This window comes from Streptomyces sp. NBC_01235, from assembly GCF_035989285.1.
GTDB lineage: Bacteria > Actinomycetota > Actinomycetes > Streptomycetales > Streptomycetaceae > Streptomyces.
Window position 1 is genome coordinate 3,837,568 of sequence record NZ_CP108513.1, and the last position, 20,750, is coordinate 3,858,317.

General features: G+C 69.2%; 24 protein-coding genes and 1 pseudogene. 8 read left to right on the plus strand and 17 right to left on the minus strand.

Features of this window, described 5'->3' with window-relative positions; all coding sequences use genetic code 11:
• Positions 1–42 precede the first annotated feature (42 nt).
• Positions 43–384 carry a hypothetical protein gene (locus OG289_RS16850; RefSeq protein ID WP_327314842.1) on the plus strand — a complete coding sequence of 114 codons (342 nt, stop codon included), beginning with the start codon at positions 43–45 and terminating at the stop codon, positions 382–384.
• Between the two features lie 241 nt (positions 385–625).
• Positions 626–988 (plus strand): annotated as a pseudogene (locus OG289_RS16855) (DUF4259 domain-containing protein); the annotation flags it as partial.
• 101 nt (positions 989–1,089) lie between these two features.
• Here OG289_RS16855 and OG289_RS16860 read toward each other — a convergent pair.
• The 4 genes from OG289_RS16860 to OG289_RS16875 all read right to left on the minus strand — a co-directional run bounded on the left by OG289_RS16860 (position 1,090) and on the right by OG289_RS16875 (position 5,729).
• Positions 1,090–1,944: an SUKH-3 domain-containing protein gene (locus OG289_RS16860; RefSeq protein WP_327314843.1), complete on the minus strand. Its 855-nt coding sequence runs from the start codon at positions 1,942–1,944 to the stop codon at positions 1,090–1,092.
• 336 nt (positions 1,945–2,280) lie between these two features.
• The gene (locus OG289_RS16865) at positions 2,281–2,964 is read right to left on the minus strand and encodes a response regulator transcription factor (protein ID WP_327314844.1); all 684 of its coding nucleotides are present in this window, start codon (positions 2,962–2,964) and stop codon (positions 2,281–2,283) included.
• A 52-nt stretch (positions 2,965–3,016) separates the two neighbouring features.
• Positions 3,017–4,219 carry a sensor histidine kinase gene (locus tag OG289_RS16870; protein ID WP_327314845.1) on the minus strand — a complete coding sequence of 401 codons (1,203 nt, stop codon included), beginning with the start codon at positions 4,217–4,219 and terminating at the stop codon, positions 3,017–3,019.
• A 301-nt stretch (positions 4,220–4,520) separates the two neighbouring features.
• Positions 4,521–5,729, minus strand: coding sequence for a sensor histidine kinase (locus OG289_RS16875; RefSeq protein WP_327314847.1), 1,209 nt, complete (start codon positions 5,727–5,729; stop codon positions 4,521–4,523).
• Positions 5,730–5,937: 208 nt separating this feature from the next.
• On the opposite strand from OG289_RS16875, the gene OG289_RS16880 reads away from it, so the two are divergent.
• Both OG289_RS16880 and OG289_RS16885 read left to right on the plus strand, forming a co-directional pair.
• Complete coding sequence (locus OG289_RS16880) at positions 5,938–6,108, plus strand: hypothetical protein (RefSeq protein WP_327314848.1); 171 nt, start codon at positions 5,938–5,940, stop codon at positions 6,106–6,108.
• 340 nt (positions 6,109–6,448) lie between these two features.
• Positions 6,449–6,964: a MarR family winged helix-turn-helix transcriptional regulator gene (locus OG289_RS16885; RefSeq protein ID WP_327314849.1), complete on the plus strand. Its 516-nt coding sequence runs from the start codon at positions 6,449–6,451 to the stop codon at positions 6,962–6,964.
• A gap of 88 nt (positions 6,965–7,052) precedes the next feature.
• On the opposite strand, the gene OG289_RS16890 is transcribed toward OG289_RS16885, so the two are convergent.
• From OG289_RS16890 to OG289_RS16905, 4 genes are all read right to left on the minus strand, one after another.
• Positions 7,053–7,478 carry a PPOX class F420-dependent oxidoreductase gene (locus tag OG289_RS16890; RefSeq protein ID WP_327314850.1) on the minus strand — a complete coding sequence of 142 codons (426 nt, stop codon included), beginning with the start codon at positions 7,476–7,478 and terminating at the stop codon, positions 7,053–7,055.
• Positions 7,479–7,552: 74 nt separating this feature from the next.
• Positions 7,553–7,945: a nuclear transport factor 2 family protein gene (locus tag OG289_RS16895; RefSeq protein ID WP_327314851.1), complete on the minus strand. Its 393-nt coding sequence runs from the start codon at positions 7,943–7,945 to the stop codon at positions 7,553–7,555.
• Between the two features lie 37 nt (positions 7,946–7,982).
• On the minus strand, positions 7,983–8,786 hold the full coding sequence (locus OG289_RS16900; RefSeq protein WP_327314852.1) for an MBL fold metallo-hydrolase: 804 nt from the start codon (positions 8,784–8,786) through the stop codon (positions 7,983–7,985).
• 50 nt (positions 8,787–8,836) lie between these two features.
• Entirely contained in the window at positions 8,837–9,217 is a 381-nt protein-coding gene (locus OG289_RS16905) for a VOC family protein (protein WP_327314853.1), read from the minus strand.
• Positions 9,218–9,505: 288 nt separating this feature from the next.
• Here OG289_RS16905 and OG289_RS16910 point away from each other — a divergent pair, with 288 nt between their 5' ends.
• Entirely contained in the window at positions 9,506–10,387 is an 882-nt protein-coding gene (locus OG289_RS16910) for an SPL family radical SAM protein (protein WP_327314854.1), read from the plus strand.
• Between the two features lie 30 nt (positions 10,388–10,417).
• Here the strand turns inward: OG289_RS16910 and OG289_RS16915 are convergent, their stop codons facing one another.
• On the minus strand, positions 10,418–10,753 hold the full coding sequence (locus OG289_RS16915) for a winged helix-turn-helix transcriptional regulator (protein WP_327314856.1): 336 nt from the start codon (positions 10,751–10,753) through the stop codon (positions 10,418–10,420).
• 64 nt (positions 10,754–10,817) lie between these two features.
• On the opposite strand from OG289_RS16915, the gene OG289_RS16920 reads away from it, so the two are divergent.
• Positions 10,818–11,663, plus strand: coding sequence for an NmrA family NAD(P)-binding protein (locus OG289_RS16920; protein ID WP_327314857.1), 846 nt, complete (start codon positions 10,818–10,820; stop codon positions 11,661–11,663).
• Here the strand turns inward: OG289_RS16920 and OG289_RS16925 are convergent.
• Genes OG289_RS16925 through OG289_RS16940 form a run of 4 tightly spaced genes read right to left on the minus strand, consistent with a single transcriptional unit; the run spans position 11,546 to position 13,291 of the window.
• Positions 11,546–12,007: an LLM class flavin-dependent oxidoreductase gene (locus OG289_RS16925; RefSeq protein ID WP_327314858.1), complete on the minus strand. Its 462-nt coding sequence runs from the start codon at positions 12,005–12,007 to the stop codon at positions 11,546–11,548. The two genes, OG289_RS16920 and OG289_RS16925, sit on opposite strands and share 118 nt — an antisense overlap.
• Before the next feature lie 26 nt (positions 12,008–12,033).
• Complete coding sequence (locus tag OG289_RS16930; RefSeq protein ID WP_327314859.1) at positions 12,034–12,156, minus strand: hypothetical protein; 123 nt, start codon at positions 12,154–12,156, stop codon at positions 12,034–12,036.
• A gap of 17 nt (positions 12,157–12,173) precedes the next feature.
• Positions 12,174–12,332, minus strand: a complete 159-nt coding sequence (locus OG289_RS16935; protein WP_327314860.1) for a hypothetical protein — start codon at positions 12,330–12,332, stop codon at positions 12,174–12,176.
• Positions 12,333–12,352: 20 nt separating this feature from the next.
• Positions 12,353–13,291 (minus strand): NADP-dependent oxidoreductase, encoded by a 939-nt coding sequence (locus tag OG289_RS16940; RefSeq protein WP_327314861.1) that lies wholly within the window; start codon positions 13,289–13,291, stop codon positions 12,353–12,355.
• Positions 13,292–13,391: 100 nt separating this feature from the next.
• Between OG289_RS16940 and OG289_RS16945 the strand changes: the two genes are divergently transcribed.
• Positions 13,392–14,081 (plus strand): TetR/AcrR family transcriptional regulator, encoded by a 690-nt coding sequence (locus OG289_RS16945; protein WP_327314862.1) that lies wholly within the window; start codon positions 13,392–13,394, stop codon positions 14,079–14,081.
• Between the two features lie 279 nt (positions 14,082–14,360).
• Here the strand turns inward: OG289_RS16945 and OG289_RS16950 are convergent, their stop codons facing one another.
• Positions 14,361–14,645, minus strand: coding sequence for a hypothetical protein (locus OG289_RS16950; RefSeq protein ID WP_327314863.1), 285 nt, complete (start codon positions 14,643–14,645; stop codon positions 14,361–14,363).
• Between the two features lie 379 nt (positions 14,646–15,024).
• Complete coding sequence (locus OG289_RS16955) at positions 15,025–15,351, minus strand: carboxymuconolactone decarboxylase (RefSeq protein WP_327314864.1); 327 nt, start codon at positions 15,349–15,351, stop codon at positions 15,025–15,027.
• Between the two features lie 639 nt (positions 15,352–15,990).
• Between OG289_RS16955 and OG289_RS16960 the strand changes: the two genes are divergently transcribed.
• The gene (locus OG289_RS16960; RefSeq protein ID WP_327314865.1) at positions 15,991–17,301 is read left to right on the plus strand and encodes a diacylglycerol/lipid kinase family protein; all 1,311 of its coding nucleotides are present in this window, start codon (positions 15,991–15,993) and stop codon (positions 17,299–17,301) included.
• A 766-nt stretch (positions 17,302–18,067) separates the two neighbouring features.
• On the opposite strand, the gene OG289_RS16965 is transcribed toward OG289_RS16960, so the two are convergent.
• Both OG289_RS16965 and OG289_RS16970 read right to left on the minus strand, forming a co-directional pair.
• Positions 18,068–18,523: a (2Fe-2S)-binding protein gene (locus tag OG289_RS16965; RefSeq protein WP_327314866.1), complete on the minus strand. Its 456-nt coding sequence runs from the start codon at positions 18,521–18,523 to the stop codon at positions 18,068–18,070.
• Between the two features lie 22 nt (positions 18,524–18,545).
• Complete coding sequence (locus tag OG289_RS16970) at positions 18,546–20,654, minus strand: xanthine dehydrogenase family protein molybdopterin-binding subunit (RefSeq protein WP_327320705.1); 2,109 nt, start codon at positions 20,652–20,654, stop codon at positions 18,546–18,548.
• Positions 20,655–20,750 lie beyond the last annotated feature (96 nt).

A 20,750-nucleotide genomic window follows, 5' to 3' on the forward strand; every position in this document is an offset into this window, starting at 1 on the left:
ACGAGATCACCGAGTGGCCGTCAATACACCACTCCAGCGGACGTGACCTTCGCCTGCGTCGGCCAGCGCCCCGGCATGTTCGTCGGCACAGCCTCGTCGTTCCATCAGCTGACCGCCTTCCTCACCGGCTACGACCAACACGCAATGCGCCACGGCGGACAGGGGCTCACAGGCTGGCACGAGTGGCTCATCGCGCGGCGCGGCCGCAGCTGCAACCATGCCTGGCCCGGACAGGTTCTGCATATCGCGCTCCCAGAGGGCTGGAACAACATCGCCGACCTGCCGCCCGAGGACGAGAAGCACGGGATCAAGATCCTGTTCCAGCTTCTCGACGAGTTCGCCGCCGAACGCGAGGCAAGTCCTGGCGCTCAGAACTCAGATTGAGCGAGACGCCGACCGCGCCTCCGTCTCGCTCAATCTGACCACCGCTGTTCACAGCCCCGACGTGGTTCACCTTCAGCGAGACGGGTCAGTTGTCCACGGACAACAAGCGACACAACCGGCCCTCCTGCGCCCTGCTTGCGGTACGTGTCTGCCCACGTCAGTCACTGAGATGGACAGCCCAGCGCCGTCTCACTCAACCTGAACCACCGTCGGTCACTGCATGTCAGTGGTGGCTGGCACGATGCCCAGACATCACCACGAGCGGGAGAGACGCACGGGTACTTGGGACGTCGGCCCCTTCGACAACGACACCGCCGCGGACTTCTCCGGCGACCTCGACGAGGCGCCCGAAGGCGAGAGAGAGGGCATCATCCGGGACGCTCTCCTCCGCACCATCGGCACCCGCGACTACCTCGACCAGGACATCGCGGTGAAGGCAGTCGCAGCGGCGGCGTTGGTCGCCGCACAGTGCCCGGGGGGCGATCCCATCACCACCGCATACGGGCCGGACCTGCCCCTACCCCAGCTTTCCACCGAGCTGCGTGAACTTGCCGTCCAGGCCCTCGACCGGGTGGTCACCGACCCATCTGAGCTCATGGAACTTTGAGGTGAAGCCGACAAGGACGGCCCCTGGCGGGCCAGCCTCGTCCAGATCCGAACCGCCCTCTTGACTGCATCCTCCGGGGGAACTGCCGCCCCGCTTGCTCAGGGCTGAGTAAGGTCGGCCATGCGGACCGGCATCACCCCGAGGAGAAGGTTCTCCATGGCTTCGGGCATACGGCCGAACCGGGCCAGCCAGTTGGCCACGACATACAGTTCGCCCTGCTCGTCCATTCCGAGGAACGCGTGACCGTGGTCGAGTTCCCCCAGCGGGAAGAGGCAGCGGGCGATCTCCTCGCCCCACTCCCCGAATCGGTCATCCTCACCCAGCGCAAGCAGCGGGTCGAGTTCGAATGGCTCCCGCGCCCGGGTGATCCCGGAGCCACCGCCGGCAGCCGTCAGTCCCCCGAACTCGCGCAGGAATTCCTCGGCGGCGGCGTGGATCCGGAAGCCGTCCGCTTCCAGCCGCACTCGCCACGCTGTCGTGTCGACGCTCCGCCCTGGATACCAACCGGCACCACGCAGCACCACCTCCACCTCAGCCGACCAGACGTGCGGTTCCTTCGCCTGAGCTGCCCGCTGGTCGCGGACCAGACGGGCTGCGAGCGCGACCGCCTCAGCGGGATCGGCCGTCTCGAAGGCGACACGGTCTCCCCGATCCGAGCGGCCCACCACCTCATAAGAATCCGGACGGGCGAACATCGCCGGGAGTGGTTCATGGCCCCACTCCTCCCAGCTGTCTGATGCCGACACGCTGAGCTGCTGCATCGAGATCCACGGATACATCGCACTCAGCAACGGCTCACGCCTGGCCGCCTGAAGCAACAACCACAGGGACGGCGAGGACTGGTCGTCTCCCGCCGCCTGAGGACGATTCGCCTCCAGGAGCTCCATCCAAGCCTCTGCGTGACTGCGCTTCGCGCTTTCAGATCCCATTCCCCGACGATGCGACACCTTCACGACCCCGTCAACGACGAAAGACCCCGGGGCACGACCACGCAAGATGCAAGGTGCGCGATCACCGTACTCTTCCAGCTCCCCGCCGCGTTCGTGACGGAACAGGAGGCCGTGAAAGAGGTCCCTGCGGTTCGGGTTGACTGAGACAAGAATCGTGCCGCTGTCTCAGTCAACCTGAACCAGCGCTGGTCACAGCCTTCCGACGAGCCACCTTCACTGCGACAGGACACGTCCATTCAACCTATTGGAAGTGATCTTGTGCATCCCTTCCGCAAGGCCGTCGAAGCAGGCGACATGGAAGCCGTCGCCGCTCTTTGACGACCTGGCAGTTCCAGGACCTCAGGCGTTGTCCGTGCCCCAGGCTGCGGGGCCGCGGGAGATCAGTCCGGTCTCGTACGCGAAGACGACCGCCTGGGCCCGGCTGTTCAGCGTGAGCTTGCTCATGCAGCGGTGGACGTGTGTCTTGATGGTCGCCGTGCTGAGCACGAGTCGCTGGGCGATGTCGGAGTTGGACATGCCCGCCCCGACCAGCCCGAGGACTTCCAACTCCCTGGGCGTCAGCGTGTCCAGCGCGGAGTGCGGCTCGGGGTCGGCCGGGCGGGGGGTGTAGGTCTCGATGAGCCCTTTGATCACTGGGGCGCTGAACAGCATGTCGCCGGCGTGCACGGTGTCGATGGCGGCGAGCAGCCGGTCCGGTGGAGTGTCTTTGAGCAGGAAGCCGCAGGCGCCTGCCTTCAGTGCGCCGTAGACGTACTCGTCGAGGTCGAAGGTGGTCAGGACGAGGATTTTGGGGGGCGGAGCCGGCGCCTGGGCCAGGATCCGCTCGGTGGCGGTGATCCCGCTGATGCCCGGCATCCGAATGTCCATCAGGATGACGTCGGGTCTGGTCCGCGTGGCGATCTCGATGGCCTCCTCGCCGTCCTGCGCCTCGCCGATGACGTCGATTCCCGGTGCGGCCCGCAGGAGTGCGACGAGTCCCGAGCGGATGAGGAACTGGTCGTCTGCGACGAGCACTGTGGGCATGCGTGGTTTCCGCCTTCCTCGCGGCTGCCCGGCCGGTAGCCGAGACGCTTGTTCACCTCTCGCGGGACACGGGAACGGTCAGTGCGACTTCGAACCCGCCCTGCGGGCCGGGTCCGGCGGTCACCGTCCCGCCGTAGATACCGGCCCGCTCGCGCATGCCGATCAAACCATGACCGGCCGGCCCCTCGGTGGTGCCGGCCAGAACTGGTTCCTGTCCGTCGTCGGTCACGCGGACGCGGACCGCGGCCTCGTCGTAGTGCACCGTCACGCTCGCGTTCGCCGCCGGCGCGTGCTTCATGACGTTGGTGAGAGCCTCCTGGATGACCCGGAAGACACACAGGTCGACGCCCGGCGGAAGCGCGAACGGGGCACCCGTGATCCGGACGTCGACGGAGACACCCGCGGCCTCGACGCGCCGGGCCAACTGGTCCAGCCGCCCGAGTCCGGGGGCCGCGGTGTGGTCGCCCGCTCCCTCCTGGGCACGCTCGGTCCCTTCCCTGAGCACGACCAGCATGCGGCGCATCTCCGCCATGGCCTCGTGGGCGCTGCCCGCGATGGTCCCCAGCGCGTCGCGGGCCGTCCTCGGATCGGAGGTGAAGACGTATCCGGCCAGGCCGGTCTGCACGGAGATCGCAGACACGTGGTGGGCGACCACGTCGTGCAGTTCACGGGCTATGCTCATGCGCTCGGCGATGACGGCCCGCTGCGCCTTCTCCTCCTGCTCCAAGCGCAGTTGCTCGCTGAGCACCGCGAGCCGCTCGCCGCGCTCCGCGAGCCGGCGGGACCGGTCGCCGGTCACCCACAGGACGGCGACCGTCACGGTCACGAAGACCACACTCTGCGGGCCGATCCCGGGCTCGGCGAGCCGTGTGCCCCACAGCAGCACGAGCAGCGATGCGGCGGCGCACTTCGCAGCGACCCTGCGCGGGCACTGCGCCGCGACGGTGTAGAACGCCAGGCCCAGTCCGCAGACGACGACCACGTGGTAGTAGGCCAGGGTCATGTAGCACAGCGTGCAGGCCGCCGTGCTGACGAGTACGGTCAGAGGAGCCCGGCGGCGCACGGCCAGCGGAAGATAGACCAGGGCGACCAGCACGTAGGCCCATACATCGGTTTGCCGCCAGTAGCCCTGCGAGTTCGGCCAGTTGCGCAGCATGGTGCTCATGATGCCGAGCGACACCACCGCGTAGACGATGTCTGCCACCTGCGGGAAGGCCCTGCGAACCGCCCCGCTCCACGTGCGCTGCGCGAACATCGTCCGAGCGTAGGCCCCAAGCGATCGCTCCACCCCGCATTCCACCACAGCTACACCCCAGGCTGTACACCGGCAACCGGTCCGGGCGGACTCCCGGCATTCGCTGGGCGACTGGGCCAACCAGGTGGCCCTCCTGGAGCTGCCGGCCGTCAAGCGGCGAAGGCTGATGTGCGCGCTTCCCTGGCCCAAGGTCGGCTTGGACGACTCGTGGTTCCGGATCTCCGCGTAAATCAACGAGCGCTGTGGGCAGGCGTGGTGTCGCCTTCCTCGCGGCTGCCCGGCCGGTAGCCGAGACGCTTGTTCACCTCTCGCGGGACACGGGGACGGTCAGTGCGACTTCGAACCCGCCCTGCGGGCCGGGTCCGGCGGTCACCGTCCCGCCGTAGATACCGGCCCGCTCACGCATGCCGATCAAACCATGACCGGCCGGCCTCGCGGTGGTGCCGGCCAGAACTGGTTCCTGTCCGTCGTCGGTCACGCGGACGCGGACCGCGGCCTCGTCGTAGTGCACCGTGACGCTCGCGTTCGCCGCCGGCGCGTGCTTCATGACGTTGGTGAGAGCTTCCTGAATGACCCGGTAGACGCACAGGTCGGCGCCCGGCGGAAGCGCGAACGGGGTGCCCGTGATCCGGACGTCGACGGAGACACCCGCGGCCTCGACGCGCCGGGCCAACTGGTCCAGCCGCCCGAGTCCGGGGGTCGCGGTGTGGTCGCCCGCTCCTTCCTCCTCCTGGGCACGATCGGTCCCTTCCCTGAGCACGACCAGCATGCGGCGCATCTCCGCCATGGCCTCGTGGGCGCTGCCCGCGATGGTCTCCAGCGCCTCGCGGGCCGTCCTCGGATCGGAGGTGAAGACGTATCCGGCCAGGCCGGTCTGCACGGAGATCACGGACACGTGGTGGGCGATCACGTCGTGCAGTTCACGGGCTATCTTCATGCGCTCGGCCATGACGGCCCGCTGCGCCTTCTCCTCCTGCTCCAGGCGCAGTTGCTCGGTGAGCACCGCGAGGCGCTCGCCGCGCTCCGCGAGCCGGCGGGCCCGGTCGCCGGTCACCCAGGCGACGGCGACCATCACGGTCACGAAGGCCACACTGAACGGGCCGCTCCCGGGCTCGGCGAGCCGCGCGCCCCACAGCAGCACGAGCAGCGATGCGGCGGCGCACTTCGCGGCGACCCTGCGCGGGCACTGCGCCGCGACGGTGTAGAGCGCCAGGCCCAGTCCGCTGACAACGACCACGTGGTAGTAGGCCAGGGTGAAGTAACACAGCACGCAGGCCGTCGTGGCGATGAGCACGGTCAGGGGAGCCCGGCGGCGCGCGGCAAGCGGAAGATAGACCAGGGCGATCAGCACGTAGGCCCATACATCGGTTTGCCGCCAGTAGCCGTGCGGGTCGGGAAAGTTGCGCAGCGCGGTGCTCGAGATCCAGACCGACACCACCGCGTAGACGGTGTCCGCCACCTGTGGGAAGGCCTGGCGAACCGCCCCGCTCCACATGCGCTGCGCGAACATCGTCCGATCGTAGGCCCCGAGCGATCGCTCCACCCGGCTTTCCATCACAGCTACACCCTTGGGGGTAGACCAGCAACCACCCTGGTTGCAGGCGCAGTTCAACCCATGGTTGGGCGAGAGGGAACAGCCCTTCTGGCCGGCTTTCATACACCCGGGCAACTTCGCCTCGGACGGGCACTGCTGTGGATGGGATCCAACCATGAACCGTGTGCGCAGTCTCGCCACTGCTGCCATTATCACCGGCACCTTGCTGGGCGGTGGCATTTCGATGGCGACCTCGGCGGCCGCTGCCGCCCAGTCGATCGAGTACATCGCCGGCAAGGACACCTACGCAGGGAGCTGCAAGGGTTGGTGTAAACCGGTAGGCATTGCGAACTGAAACTGTTCCGAATTCGGTGGAGATTCCACCGAACCCGGAACAGTTCAACGCCTCGGCATGCAGAGCGTCACTTTCTCGCGGTAGGTACCGGGCGCGATGGAGATGATGACGCGTGAGGAATTGCCGAAGTCGGCCGCAGCCAGCGGTGGTGGTGCTGCTGGGTTCGGGTTCGGTGTCCCGTGTTGGTCGTCATGACCTTCAGTCGCTGGCGAAGCCGTCGGGGTTGCCGGTCGGCGCCAGGACCCGGGCCCGTGCGGAGTGGCAACTCCGGTCCGTACGGTTGGAATGGCAGTAGCCTACGATTAACTACCACGGAAGATAATTCTTCGGAAGATGAGTGATGGCTGACGCTGACCTGAAGCTGCTGCACCGGGAGCTGGTCTCGCTGGAGATCGAGCTGTGGAATGGCATCGAGGGGCGGTTGCGGGCCGCGTACGACCTGCCGCTGACCTCGTTCGAAGTGCTGCATCTGCTGCTGCGTCGGCCCGGGCCGCGGATCCAGGACATCGCGGAGGAGTTCTCGATCACGGTGGGCGGCACGAGCAAGGTGGTCGACCGCCTGGAGGCGGCGGGCCTGTGCGCGCGGCGGGCCAATCCGAACGACCGCCGTTCCTCGGTCGTCGAGCTGACGCCTGAGGGACGGAAACTGGTGGACGGAGCACTGAAGGTCTTCGAGGACGAGCTGGAACTGCGGATCGGGGCGGTGATTCCCGAGCACTCCGTGCGCGAGGTGACGGCGGTCCTCAGCACGCTGCGGGCGGCCGGACGGGCCCTGGACGCGGAACGGAAGGCCGCCGGGCAGACGCCGGTGCCGGGCCTGCGGGCGCCGAAGCAGCCAGGCCGGCCGGCGTCGTGAGCCGCGACGGCCTGCGCAGCGCCCGTGGGCTCATGGGGAGGGGGCCGGGCGAACCCAGTCGCCAGGCCCCTCCCCATCAGCCCACGGGTCAGTCGGCGATGCCGTCGAAGGAGATGACTTTGTCGATGCGGCCGCGGACGAGGAGGTTGCCGGGGCCGCCGTTGCGTGCGGCGTACTCCTCGGCGCGGCCATCGCCCATGTAGCGGGCGCCGAGGAGTCCGCCCCAGCGCAGCATGTCGTCGGGGTCCTCGGAGATCTCCGCGCGTCCTTGGAGCAGGACGAACGCGTACGGTGGCTGATCCTCGTCGACGCAGAGGGCGAACCGTCCGTCGCGGGCGAGGTTGCGGCCCTTGACGCCGTTCTTCTCGGTGGTGAGCACGATGTCATCGCCGTCGAGGAGGAACCAGACCGGTGTCACGTGGGGGCCGCCGTCGGCGCGGACGGTGGAAAGCTTGCCGGTACGGGTGCCGCGCGTGACGAACGCCCGCCACTCCTGCTCGGTCATTTTCCGCATGCGGGCGCCTTTCGTGTGCGTAAGGATCGACTCGTGGGTGCCCGAGGCCGAGTCGGCCTCGGGCACCGCAGGTTCTAGCCCCAGAAGGCGTCTTCGGCGGCCGGGTCGGCGGAGAAGAGCCACATCTCGGTGATCTTGCCGTTCTCGATGCGCAGGAGGTCGACGCCGTCCATGCTCATCGACGCGTCGCCGTGGCGGCCGGTGAAGTGGATGGTGGCGGCGACCAGGTCGCCGTTGCCCATGAGGGTGTGGATCTTGTCGATGGCGAAGGTGCCCCGGCTGGTCTCCATCATGCTGCCGAGCATCTGGAAGACGGCGCCCTGCCCCTTGTGCTCGCCGGAGAACCGGTTGGCGCCGGGCTGGTGCCACACGATGTCGGCGTCGAGGAGTTCACCGAGAGCAGCCATGTCTCCGGTCTGGACGGCCTGGAAGTAGGTACGGGCGATGTCGATGTTCAAGCTGGTCATGTCGCTTGCTCCTTGGGTTCTTGCGCGGGGGCGGTGGCTATCGGGCGAAGTCGAGGCGGTCGGCGAGGCCGGCTTCGGTGAACGCGGCCTCGATCTCGTTCCGGCCTTCGTTGAAGTGGGCCCAGCTGTCGAAGTGGGCGGGGACGACCCGGCGGGCGCCGAGCATCTTCGCGGCCTGGGCGCCCTGGGCGCTGTCGAGGGGGAGCAGGGCGTCGTCGAGGGCGAGCAGGGCGTCGTCGAAGGCGAAGGCCATGCGGGCGCCGCCGAGGAAGAGGACCGCGGTGTCGACGGGAGCGAACCTCCCGGCGATCTCCTTGACGTGCTCCAGGGCGGCGTTGTCGCCGCCGACGTAGACCGAGGGCAGGTCGTCGGAGGTGAGTATGAAGCCGACGACGTCGCCGGTGACCGGTTCGCAGCCGACGGGGCTGTGCCGTGCGGGTACGCCCGTGACGGTCACGGTGCCGCCGTCGGGGCGCCAGAGCTCGGCGGTCTCCCAGAAGGCCAGCCCCTGTGCGTTGCCGCCCAGACGACCGGCGCCGCTGACAGTGGTGAACACGACCGGAACCTCGGACAGGAAGGCGCGGCCGGCGTTGTCCAGGTTGTCGTCGTGCGTGTCGTGGGAGAGCAGGATGGCGTCGATGCCGCCCAGGTCGGCGGCGGTGACGGGCGACGGGTCGGTCTTGACGAGCTTGTGGTCGCCGGGGAGGGGCATGGGGTACTCGCCGGGCGGGTCGAAGGTGGGGTCGGTGACGAACCTGAGCCCGCCGTACTCGATCAGGGTGGTCGGGGCGCCGTAGACGTGGACGGGGATCTTTTCGCTGGTGGCGCCGGCGCCGGACATCGGTAAACCTCCAGGCGGTGAACAGTGGAGACGCGGCCCTGCGGAACCGGTCAGGCGGCGGGTACGGAGAAGACGCCGAAGTGGTTGCCGGCGGTGTCCTGCAGCCGGGCGAAGGTGAAGCCCGCAGCGTCGGAGACCGGCTCCATGAGGACCTCGGCGCCGAGCTCCTGGCCGCGCTTGACGGTCACGGCGACGTCCTGGACGAGGACGTAGAAGATCGCGTAGTTGGGGAAGTCGCCCTGCGACTCCCACACCCCGCCGGTCGGCTGCTGAACGCCCGGCGTCATCACCGAGTGGTAGGTCACGCCGGGGGTGTTGGTGTTGAGGACGTACTTCCAGTCGAAGAGCTCGCCGTAGAACTCCTTGACCTTCTCCGGCTGGTCGGTGCCGAACTCGAACCAGGCGACCGAGTTGAAGGCGGGAACCGTCATGACGCTCACTCCTTACGCCCCATTGGGGGAAATGTGACTCTTTGAGGCAGGCCGAATCCAGGCGGTGACCACCACCGCGCGGTGGTGCGCCTTCAAGGAACCGGCGGGGACGAGGGGTCCTGAACCGGCCAGGCGTCCAGCAAACCATTTACATTCCATGGAAGCAACTTCCATGGATTATTGTTCCATGGATGTGGGTTCGGTGGTCTTCAGCCGGCCGGCCCTTGGACAGCACCGGAACCCGGCGTCTCGGACGCGGACGGTCGGGTCAGCAGGAAGGAAGCGGTCATGGAGCCGGTCGAGATCGAGGCGAAGACCCTGATCCAGAAGTCGAGGACCCCGTCGAACGACTACGTCATCAACCCCTACACCGGCTGCGTGCTGGGCTGTGCCTACTGCTTCGCCAGCTTCGCCGGGCGGCAGTTCGGTCGGTCGGTGAAGGAGTGGGGCGACTACCTGTACGTGAAGACGAACGCGGTCGAGCTCGCCCGCAAGGAGCTGGCGAAGATGCCGGAGGACAAGCGGCGGGGCACGATGCTGCTCAGCTCGGTCACCGACCCCTACCAGGGCCACGAGACGAAGTACCGGCTCACCCGCGGCATCCTGCGCGAACTGGAGACGGTTCAGTACCCGGGCCTGGTCCGCATCCTCACCAAGTCACCTGTCGTCACCCGTGACATCGACCTGCTCACCAGCCTGCCCCGCGCCGAGGTCGGTATGACCGTGACCACCACCGACGACAAGGTCAGCCGCTGGCTGGAGGTACGCGCCCCACTCGCCTCCCGCCGCCTGCGCACCCTGGCCGAACTCAAAGAGGCAGGCATCCCCACCTACGCCTTCGTCGGCCCGCTCCTGCCACACTTCGCCACACAGCCCGAGCTCCTGGACGACCTCTTCGGCCGGCTCGTCGACGCGGGGGTCGGCGAGGTGTTCATGGAGCACATCAACCTCAAGCGGTACATCCGCGAGCGCATGGACCAGGTCCTCGCCGACGAGCCCGAAGATGTCCGCGAGGCGTACCTCCAGGCGCGGACGAAGGAGCATCGCGAACAGCTCGACGCGATCGTGGCGGAGCTGCTGGACAGACACGGTCTGCGGCTGCGCTTCGAGGAGGTCGTTCACCACGACGACAACGACTCCCTGCGGCAGAGGCTCGCATCCTCGGCGTGACCGCGTCCGCGCCGCGGGGCGGGGCCTGCATCAGGCGGTGACGTCAGCCTCGGGATCCGGCACCGCCATGGCCCAGGTTCCCATGGCTTCCAGGACATCGCGCAGCCCCTCGCCGAGAGGGGTCAGCGCGTAGTCGACGCGCGGCGGGATCTCCGCGTAGGCCGTGCGGGTGACGATGCCGTGCCGCTCGAACTGGCGCAGCCGGCTGGTCAGGGTGTGCGGGCTGATGCCGGGCAGGGCCTCGCGCAGCTGGTTGAAGCGGTGGGGGCCGTGCAGCAGTTCGCGCACGATCAGGGTGGCCCACGGGCCGTTGAGCAGAGTGAGGAACCGGGCGACGCCGCACTCGGGGAGACAGGGATCGGTCACGTTTTTGACCGTACCCCATTAGTGCAGTTGATGTAACTGGTGCATCGCATGCACTAATGGCGCCATGACCTACGTGATTCATGGCGCCACCGGCGCCCAGGGTGCCCCCGTCGTCGCCGTTCTCGCCGCCGCGGGCAAGTCCGTGACCGCTCTGACCCGAAACGCCGGCGCCGCCGTGGACGGCGCGCAGCGGGTCGTAGCCGCCGGCTACGGCTCCACCGCGGAACTGACCGAGGCATACCGCGGCGCTGACGGGGTGTTCGTCCACCTGCCGGTGGTCTCCGAAGAGGACCGCCAGACCTACACGCACAACATCGTCGCCGCTGTCCGCGCGGCCCGCCCGGCCCGAGTGGTGTTCTCCACCAGCGGTGCCCCGATCGACCCCGAAACCGGCGGCGCGGCCGCAGCACTGGTCAGCGGCCTGGCGGACATCGAGGTGTCCCATGCGGTGATCGCGCCCACGTTCTACCTGGAGAACCTGCTCATGCCGTACGTCCTCGACACGGTCCGCGAACGAGGCGTACTGCCCTACCCGATCCGTGCTGACTTCCCGGCTTCCTGGGCGTCGCACCTGGACATCGCCGATGCCGCCGCCGCTCTCTTCGATCGCCCGGACATCACCGGCGCGGTCTCCGTCGGCCAGTACCCGGCGATCACCGGACCGGACCTGGCCGAGGCGTTCGGCGCACACTTCGGCAAGGACGTGATCTTTGAGCACATCACCCCCGAGCAGTTCCGCAGCTCCGTCGCACCCCTGATCGGAGAGGGCCCCGCCGCCGACGTCGCCGGAGCCTACGCGGCCATGAGCAAGCTTCCGGACCGCTCGATCACACCCGAGAACTCCGCCCAGAAGCTGCTCGGCATCACCCCCCGCACCACCGGACAGTGGCTGACCGACATCGGCCTCTGACCGCATCCGCTGTCGGCCTGGGCCGAGTTCGTCAGGCAGAGCTTGGCAAGCCGCCGTAGCGGCTCCTCGGGGCGGGGGAAGACGGTGACGTCGTGCAGCGGCCGTCGGCGGTGTGGGCCGCGCCAGGTGACGTTCTCGCCGGCGTTGACCGCCATCAGCAGGGCGAGTTTGGAGGCGTACAGCATGTCGTAGTCGTGCGCGTCGTGGTCGAACAGCGGGAACGTGATCGTCGACGATCCGCGTCCGGCGACCAGTTCGATGCGTCCGGGAGCGAGGGACGCGGCGGTGGCGAGCTGCTGGAACACCCGGATCGGGTCGTCGGTCGACAGGACGGTGACACGCATCAGGGGTGGCTCCTTGTGACGGGGGGTCAGAAGCTGTAGGGGCCGAAGCGGCCCCAGGCCACCAGGGCGGCCAGGGTGAGGCCGGGCCCCGGGGAGTGCGGGGCCGGCGAGTACTCCAGTACGTCGATGCCGCCGAAGCGGGCCTTCACCGCGTCCAGGGCGAAGGTCAGGGAGGGCCGGTCCAGGACGTCGGCGGTGATGCCTCGGCGGTGATGCCTTCCTGGCGGAGCTGGTCGACCAGCGTTTCCAGCTTCTCCTTGGTGCGAGAGATCAGGGCGATGTCGAAGCCGCGGCTGCCAAAGGTGCGGGCGATGGCCAGGCCCATACCGGGGTCCTGAATGTGGGTCAGGAGCAGGAGACGGCGATCTTGCCCGGGGTGCCGGCGCCGAAGGCGTCGAACGCCTCCGTGGCCCGCTCCAGCGGGTAGGTGGCCGTCACCGGCACACGCAGCGCACCGGAGGCGACCTGCTCGGCCAGGGAGGTCAGGATCCGGGCGTCGGGGTTGGCCATGATCGTGTGGACGGTGACGTCGTGCCCCTTGACGTCGTCCTGGGTCAGGCCAGTGGTCGAGGCGATCCGACCGCCCGGGCGCAGCAGAGCGGCCAACCGGGCGCCGTCGCCCGCGAGGTGCAGCACCGCGTCCACACCCTCCGGGGCAATCGCGCGGACCTGCCCCTGAAGGTCACCGGTGAAGTCGACCACGTGGACCTCCGCGCCGGTCAGGCCGGTGACGAAGTCGCTCTGCGCGCCGGGTCGGGCGGTCGCGATCACCTTCACGCCGCGGGCGGCGGCGAGTTGCACCGCCAGCGAACCCACCCCGCCGGAGGCCCCGGAGATCAGCAGCGTCTCACCCTCGGCCAGGGCCACCGCGTCCAGGCTCACCAGGGCAGTGGCCCCGGCCACGCCCAGCGCGCCCGCGTCCCCCGCCTTCAGGCCCGCGGGGATGCGGGCGACTCCGTGTCCGGCGGGCACGGTGACGTACCGGGCCAGCGACCCGGCGCCCAGGTACGGCTTCAGCACGACACCGAAGACCGCGTCGCCGGGCGCGAAGCCCTCCACGCCCTCGCCGAGCTCCTCGACGGTGCCCGCGAAGTCCTGGCCGAGGACCAACGGGAACCGGTGCTCCATGAATGCTTGCGTGTAGCCGGCGGCGGTGGCGATGTCGATGCCGTTCAGCGAGGCGGCGGCCACCTTGACCAGCAACTCCCCGGCCTCCGGGCGAGGAGTGTCCACCTCGGTCACGGCCGGGGCCGAGGGGACGGATTCGAGCGTGACAGCGCGCATGACAGCACCCTTCGGTAAGTGAAACGGCCTCCCCGTTTCCACTGTCGCACAGACTAACAACAGAACTGGGGAACCCATTCCATTTGGATAGAGTGAGGGCATGACTTCTTCCGCAGTTCCCGGCGACACCCCGGACCAGCAGCCCGGAGAGGGACTGCGCGCCGACGCCGAACGCAACCGCTGCCGCATCCTGGCCGCCGCCCGCAGCCTCTACGCCCGCGCCGGACTCGGCGTGTCCATGGCCTCCATCGCCCGCGAGGCCGGCGTCGGCCAAGCCACCCTTTCCCGCCGCTTCCCCACCAAGGACGCCCTGGTGGCCGCTGTCTTCGCCGAGCGCATGGACGCCTACGCCGCTGCTGTCACCGTCGCCCTGGACGACCCGGATCCCTGGCACGGTTTCACCGGCTACCTCCACTCCGTCTGCGCCATGCAGGCCGCCGACCGCGGCTTCGCCGACGTCCTGACCAGGGCCTTCCCCGCCGCCAAGGCCCTGGAGGCTCGCCGCGCCGAGGTGTACGACGGGCTACTCGAACTCATCGCCCGCGCCAAGAACACCGGGCACCTGCGCGACGACTTCACCCACCAGGACGTCGTCATCCTGCTCATCGCCAACGCCGGAGTCGTCACCGCCACCGGCGACGCCGCCCCCGACACCTGGCGCCGCCTGGTCGCCCACATGATCCGCTCCTACGCCGCGCCCGGCGCACCGATCCCCCCGCTGCCGGAAGCGCCGCCGCCCACAGCCCTCTACCGCGCCATGGTGCGCCTCACCCGGGACACCACCGTTTGAGTCTCAGCCCGCCGGGCACCATGGGTGGGCTGTGGCGGCGGGTACGGCCGCGTTGACGTTGCCGGACATCGGCACGGGGTTTGGAGCTGCTGCCGCTGAAGTGCGTTGAAGAGGGTTCTGGTGAGCGGGAGTGAGTGCCGGTGGTTCGGATCACCGGTCCGCTCCACCTGAAGAACACCTATCTGGTCACCGGCAACGACACCGCGAAGAGTCCCGCACTCGCCCACGGCTACGAACCGGACGCCGCTCCCTCACGGGCAAACGGTGCCTGCCACGGCACTAGCCGGCGGGCGACCCGTTCTGGGCGTCGGACGCGGACTGCCACGCCCGCATGCCCGCCAGGGACGCCTCCTTGGCCTGCCGCCACTTCATGGCCGCCTGCTGGGCGGGAGGCACGTCCATGTCGCGAATCATGCGGCGACTTGCCGTGAACACGGCGTAGGCGGCGATGGCCATGCCGGCGCACGCCACCACAGCACCGGCTGCAGTGAGCACGGCACCGGTCGTGACGAGCCGGGTATCGATCTCGATCATCCGCTGGGACTGGTGGGGGTGCTGGTTCATGACTCCACCATCCAACGGCGGGAACCGCCTCGCATCCCGGCCAACGGATCAGGACGCCATACCACCCAGGTGGTGGTACCTGTAGCCATGACGTCAGGCGACGAGGCGATCGGGTCCGACGGTGATGTGCCGACGATCGGCATCATGCCGACCCCAGCAGGGGGCGACAGGACATCACCGACGGGCCGTGTCAGGACGGTCGCGCCGCCCTCGTGCCTGCGGGAGAAGGCGGCCGCATCGGTCCAACTCGGCTGTCTCGCGCGAGAATGGACGCAAGGGCTGAGGGCCGCCTCTCCCAGGCACGGGAACTCGCTCAGCTCCAGGCCACGCCGATCATCGATGCCGGGCGCGGCTGGTGGCTCCAGACCTCGGGCGGTCTCTACGCTCGACCTCGACCCTGGCTGTCGGCGACGGCGATCGCGACACCAAGTGCTTCGGCGATGTTGCCGGCTGCCGTCATGACGCGGGCGGTGCCCACAATGGGGGCGATGGCGACCAGGACATCCTGCAGTTGTTCGGCGGACAGGCCGGCCTGACCGGCGGGGCCGATGTTGGCGGCGTAGGAGATCGGCGGAGCGTCCGAAGCGGCGAGGGCCGCGATGCGGGTGAGCATGAACATGTCCGGAGCCAGCCCGCACCGCTCGATCGAATCGACCGTCATCGCGGCGAGGGTGTCCAGTACCGGGGTTTCAGATGCTGTGGCCATGGTGAGAGTCTCCTGTTGGTGTCGTGACGAGGATCGACCGGCGGAAGAAAGCAAGGGCTCCGCATCTCGGTGCAGCGCCCGCTGCTCGACCGTATGTCGGTTTCCCGCGGACTGCCTGTCGAGGGGATCCTCGCGGGCGGGAGCCTCGTGAGCGGCAACGGGACGGAATCTGCGGGCCCGCGGGGGCGGCCGACACCACCTGCTCGGAGCATCCGGCCTGACGCTCGGGCGTCAGCGCGACCCGGTCCGTACGGGCGAGACGCGGCCGGCGCCGACCGGAGTGGTAGCGCCGGCCCGCAGGCGCCACGAAGGCTCTGCAGCGATGGAATCCCCGCCGTGTCGGCGTGTCGATCGATTCGGGCGGGGGATCACCGCTGTGCATCGTGCCGCGGCGGCGGTGGTGATCATGCGGCGTACACCGCCGGATGGTGCAATGGACATGGTGGCGGGCGTGCTCTTGCGTGGAACGCACCGCGACGAGTCCGGCCCCGTCGCAGCCGTACCCGGTCGCGGCCGTCGGCGGACCGTACCCGTGCCAAGGTGCTTCCCGTGGGGCAGCGAACGAGGCGGACGGATCGCCAGTGGACGGGGTGCCACGCCCAGTCGCGTCGGCCGTACCCCGACCCGGCAGGAGGCTCCATGCACAGGGACTCCGGGGCGCGCGGTCGCCTCGTACAGCGTTGGTCCGCACGGCTTGCCCTCGTGGCCGGGCTCGCTGCCGTGGTGGTCCTGCTCGCGTTCGCCGGAATCAGGAGCATCGCGCTCCTGGGTACCGGGCTGGCCGGGCTGGCCATAACAGGAGCGAGCCTGTGGTGGGCACTGACCCTGCGTGGAATCGGCAGACTGCTCGCCTTCGTCCTGGCCGCCGTCGCCCCGCTTGCGGTGTTGGCGCTCTACGCATGGGCGGAGCTGCTGTGGGTCGTGCTCGTCTCCCTTGCCCTGTGGGCTCTCGGGGTTTCCGTCGGCGGAGCGGCACTCAGCAGGGACAGCGAGCCGGCCGGCCCCCAGGAGACGCGGACTGCTCCTCCCAAGCGCCCCTTCCTCATCATGAATCCACGATCAGGCGGTGGAAAGGTGGAGAAGTTCCACCTCAAGGAGAAGGCCGAGGCGCTCGACGCCGACGTCCTCCTGCTGGACACCGCTCATCAGCAGGACGTGGTCGCGCTCGCCGACAAGGCGGTCGAAGACGGCGCCGACCTTCTCGGAGTCGCAGGCGGTGACGGCACACAAGCCCTGGTCGCCGGAGTCGCCGCCAGGCACGGCATTCCCTTCATGGTGATCTCGGCCGGAACCCGCAACCACTTCGCCCTCGACCTCGGCCTGGACCGGGACGACCCGTCGACCTGCCTGGACGCGCTCACAGACGGCGTCGAACTCTGCGTCGACCTCGGTTTCATCGGTGAGCGAGCCTTTGTCAACAACGCGTCCTTCGGCACCTACGCAGCCGTGGTGCAAAGTCCCGCCTACCGCGACGACAAGGTCCGCACCATCCTCCAGACGCTTCCCGACCTGCTGACCCACCGGCGCGGTGCCCGGCTGGCCGTCCGCACCGCGGACATGGCCATCGACGGACCCCAGGCCGTGCTCGTCAGCAACAACCCCTACCGGATGGGCGACCCCGCCGGCCTCGGACGCCGCGAGGTCCTGGACTCAGGTGCCCTCGGCGTCCTGGGCGTCAACGTCGACAACGCCGCGCAGGCAGCCGAGTTGCTCGCGGGGAGGCACGCGCCCGGCCTCACCAGCCTGACCGCCCAGGAGGTCGTCATCGACGCGGACGAGCCCGAGATCGAGGCCGGGGTCGACGGCGAGGCACTGACCCTGCCGACGCCCGTACGATGCACGATCCACCCCCGGGCCCTGCGCGTACGGGTACCACGCCACCGCCCTGGCGTGCCCCGGACGAGGGCCCCCATGGACTGGCGGCGGCTACGGAAGCTGGCCCTGAGCTGAGAGGCCACCGCGGCGAGGTTGTCCTCGGCGAGGGCGTGCACGGGCAGACTGTCCGGTGCGGTCGTCGTGCTGATCTCCTTCGAGGCTTCGACACTTCGAAGATCAGCCGGTGGCCCGTTCAACTGTGCGGGAACCATCCCGATGCCGGAGCAAACCCCCGGATCAGGTCGAACCCGTACACCACTTCCCTGGACGCAACCGGCGAACTCGCCCTCAGCGGATTCCTCTTCCAACGCGCGCAGGCTCGCCGCCGGGGGGCTGGGGTGGAGCCTCTGGCAGCATTTTCACAGGCCAGCGCGTTTACACAGAGTGCGAGCTGCAGGACCGGAATCAGACCGCATCCAGCTTGGCCGCTTCGACGGGGTGCTGCTGGATCCCAGGCGTGTGCGTCGGGGTTCTCCTTGAGTCGGCGGGCGCAGACGGCCCACTCGACGCGCTCGCTGCCCGCGTCGCTCAACACGGACGTCCGCGACCAGCCGCGTGCAGCTCGCCGCCCCGGCACCGTGCGCACCGCACACCTTCTTGGCGTTGGCATGAGGAGCGGCAGAGACGACGCGGGACACCAGGGCCCCCTCTCCTCGGCATACGTGCGGTCGAACCACTCGATGAACTGGTGCACAGTACCGATCTTGGCCACCCGGTCATGCGGGGCTTTCTGGTCATGGCCGGTCAGGCACCAGCCGAGGGTGACCGGCGCCCCACAGCCGCAGCCTCAGCCACAGGTCCGGGCCGCACTCGCCGACGCCCCGGCCCTCATGGCCGGCCGTCAGCCGTTCGCCGCGGCCTTCTTGATCGCTTCGCGGATCCGGGAGTAAGTACCGCAGCGGCAGACGTTCTCGATGTCGTCGATGTCGGCGTCCGTCGGTTGGGGCGTCTTCTTCAGCAGGGCCGCCGCGGCCATGATCTGGCCCGGCTGGCAGAAGCCGCACTGCGCGACATCGCGGTCGAGCCATGCCTGCTGCACGGGGTGCAGCTTGTCGCCGTCGGCCAGGCCTTCGATCGTGGTGACCTCGCGGTCCGCACAGTCCGCGACCCGTACGACACAGGGCTGGATCTCCTCGCCGTCGAGGTGGCTCGTGCAGGCACGGCAGACGCCCACGCCGCAGCCGTACTTGGGTCCCGTGACGTTCAGCATGTCCCGCAGGACCCACAGCACTGGCATGTCGGACGGGGCCTCGACAGTGACCGGCTTCCCGTTGAGGACGAAGGAGTAGGAGGGCATCAGCACCTTCTCGGAGGTCGGGTCAGAAGTTGAGAGGGAAGCGGCGGGGCTTGGAACCGGTCGCCCGGGCATAGGCGTTGGCGACGGCGCCGGCCGCGGCCGGGACGCCGAGTTCGCCCGCCCCGCCCGGTTCCCGCCGGGAGGGCATGATGTGTGCCTCGAAGCGCAACGGGGCGTGCCGCTGGCGGGCGTAGTGGAAGTCGGCGTAGCTGCTCTCGCGGACGGCGCCCCGGTCGATGTGCAGACCGGCCTGGAGGACGGTGGAGATGCCGTCGATCGCGGTGCCCATGAGCTGGGCCTCAAGGCCGCGCGGGTTGACGGCCGTTCCGACGTCGGCCGCCATCACCACCTTGGTCACCCGGGGGTTCTTCGGGTCGGTGGCGTCGATTTCGACCAGGCAGGCCACGCAGGAGTCGTACTCCTCGTGGACGGCGACGCCCTGTGCCTGGCCCGCCGGCAGGGTCCGGCCCCAGTCACCGGCGTCCGCGACCTTGTCGAGCACGGCTTTGACGGCCTTGTTCCTGAGTGTGGTGCGCCGGAAGGCGATCGGGTCCTTTCCCAGGCTCCTCGCGACCTCGTCGACGACGATCTCCTCCGCGGTCCGCATCGTCCCGGAGTCCACCGACCGCCAGGCGCCGAGGGGCATCGCCAGTTCGACCGATCCCGAGTCCCCGGACACACGGCCGAAGTTGTACAGGCCGCTGTCGCTGGGCAGCGGGCCGGAAGCAGGTGCGACGGCCGGCGTCACCCCGTCCCGAGCGGACCCCTGAGCGGAAAGGCCCTTCCCCTCGTACGACTCGCTCACCGAGGCCATCACGTGGGTGAACGCCACCACCCTGCCCCGTGCGTGGCTGGCCCGGATCCGGTGGTGGCTGGCCGGGCGCATCCGGCCGTGCCGGATGTCGTCGGCGCGGCTCCACATCAGCTTGACCGGCCGGCGTGCCGCCTTCGAGATGAGGGCCGCCTCGATCGCGGCGTCGTAGTTCAGCCGCCGGCCGAAGGAGCCGCCGCCTCGTATGACGTGAACCTTCACCTTCGAACTGGGCAGCCCGACCGCCGAGGCGATGCTCTCCCGCGCGTCCATCGGCGTCTGGGAGGAGAACCAGATCTCGGCGTGGCCCGCACGAACGTCCGCCACCGCTGTCAGCACCTCCATGGGGGCGTGACTGACGAAGGCGAACTCGAACTCGCCCTCCGTCTGCGCCGATCCGCTCGGCGGGTTGCCGAGTCGTGGGACGGCGGCCCGCAGCCGCGAGCGGATCGCGGCATCGGAGAGCGACGCGAGCGGACCCGGTGCCCAGGTGATCCGCAGGGCGTCCCTCGCCTTGAAAGCGTGGTGGAAAGACTCCGCGACCACGGCGACCCCACCGGCGACCTTGACGACGGCGTGGACGCCCGGCATCGCGCGTGCGACCCGGGAGTCGACCGAGACGAGCTTCCCGCCGAGCGTCGGCGGCCGGGCCACCACGGTCGGCTTCGCTCCGGCCACCGCCAGGTCCCCGGCGTACTTGGCCTTGCCGGTGACGATGTCCCGGGCGTCGATCCGGGTCGTCGGTCGCCCGATCACCCGGTGCCGGGACGCGGGCTTGGGTTTGCTCGACACGGCCGGCCGGGTGATCCGGGCGGCGCTCGCGGTCAGCGAACCGAAGGTGGCCGAACGCCCGTCCGGTGCGATCACCTTCGTGTTCCGGGTGTGCAGGGACCGCGCGGGAAGGTTCCAGCGCCTGGCCGCCGCGGTCACCAGCTTGGCACGCGCCAAGGCGGCCAGCTCACGGGCCGGACCGTACAGCGACCTCACCGAGCTCGAACCGCCCGTGAACTGGTTGCCCTTGGCCCGGGCGTCGGCGAGCGGGATGTCGACGTCGGCGAGCCGGACATCCAGCTCCTCGGCGATCATCATGGCGACCGCGGTGGTGACGCCCTGGCCGACCTCGACGCGCGGCAGTCGTACGACGACCTTGTTGGCTTCGGTGACTTCGAGGACCAGCATCTCCTCGTCGGCGCCGGTCACCAGCACGTCGGACGGCCGGCGCGTCGTGGCCGCGGTGGGCTCGGCGCCTTCCGCCGGCGCCGCGTCACAGCCGAGCGGCGCGGCGACGGTCAGCGTGGATGCCGCGAGCGAGTAGACCACGAACTTCCTACGGGACCACTGACGGGCCAATGGACGCTCCTCTCCCGGTATCCCGGTGGTTCGACTGGTAGGAGGGAGCAGCACTCTTCGGGGTTG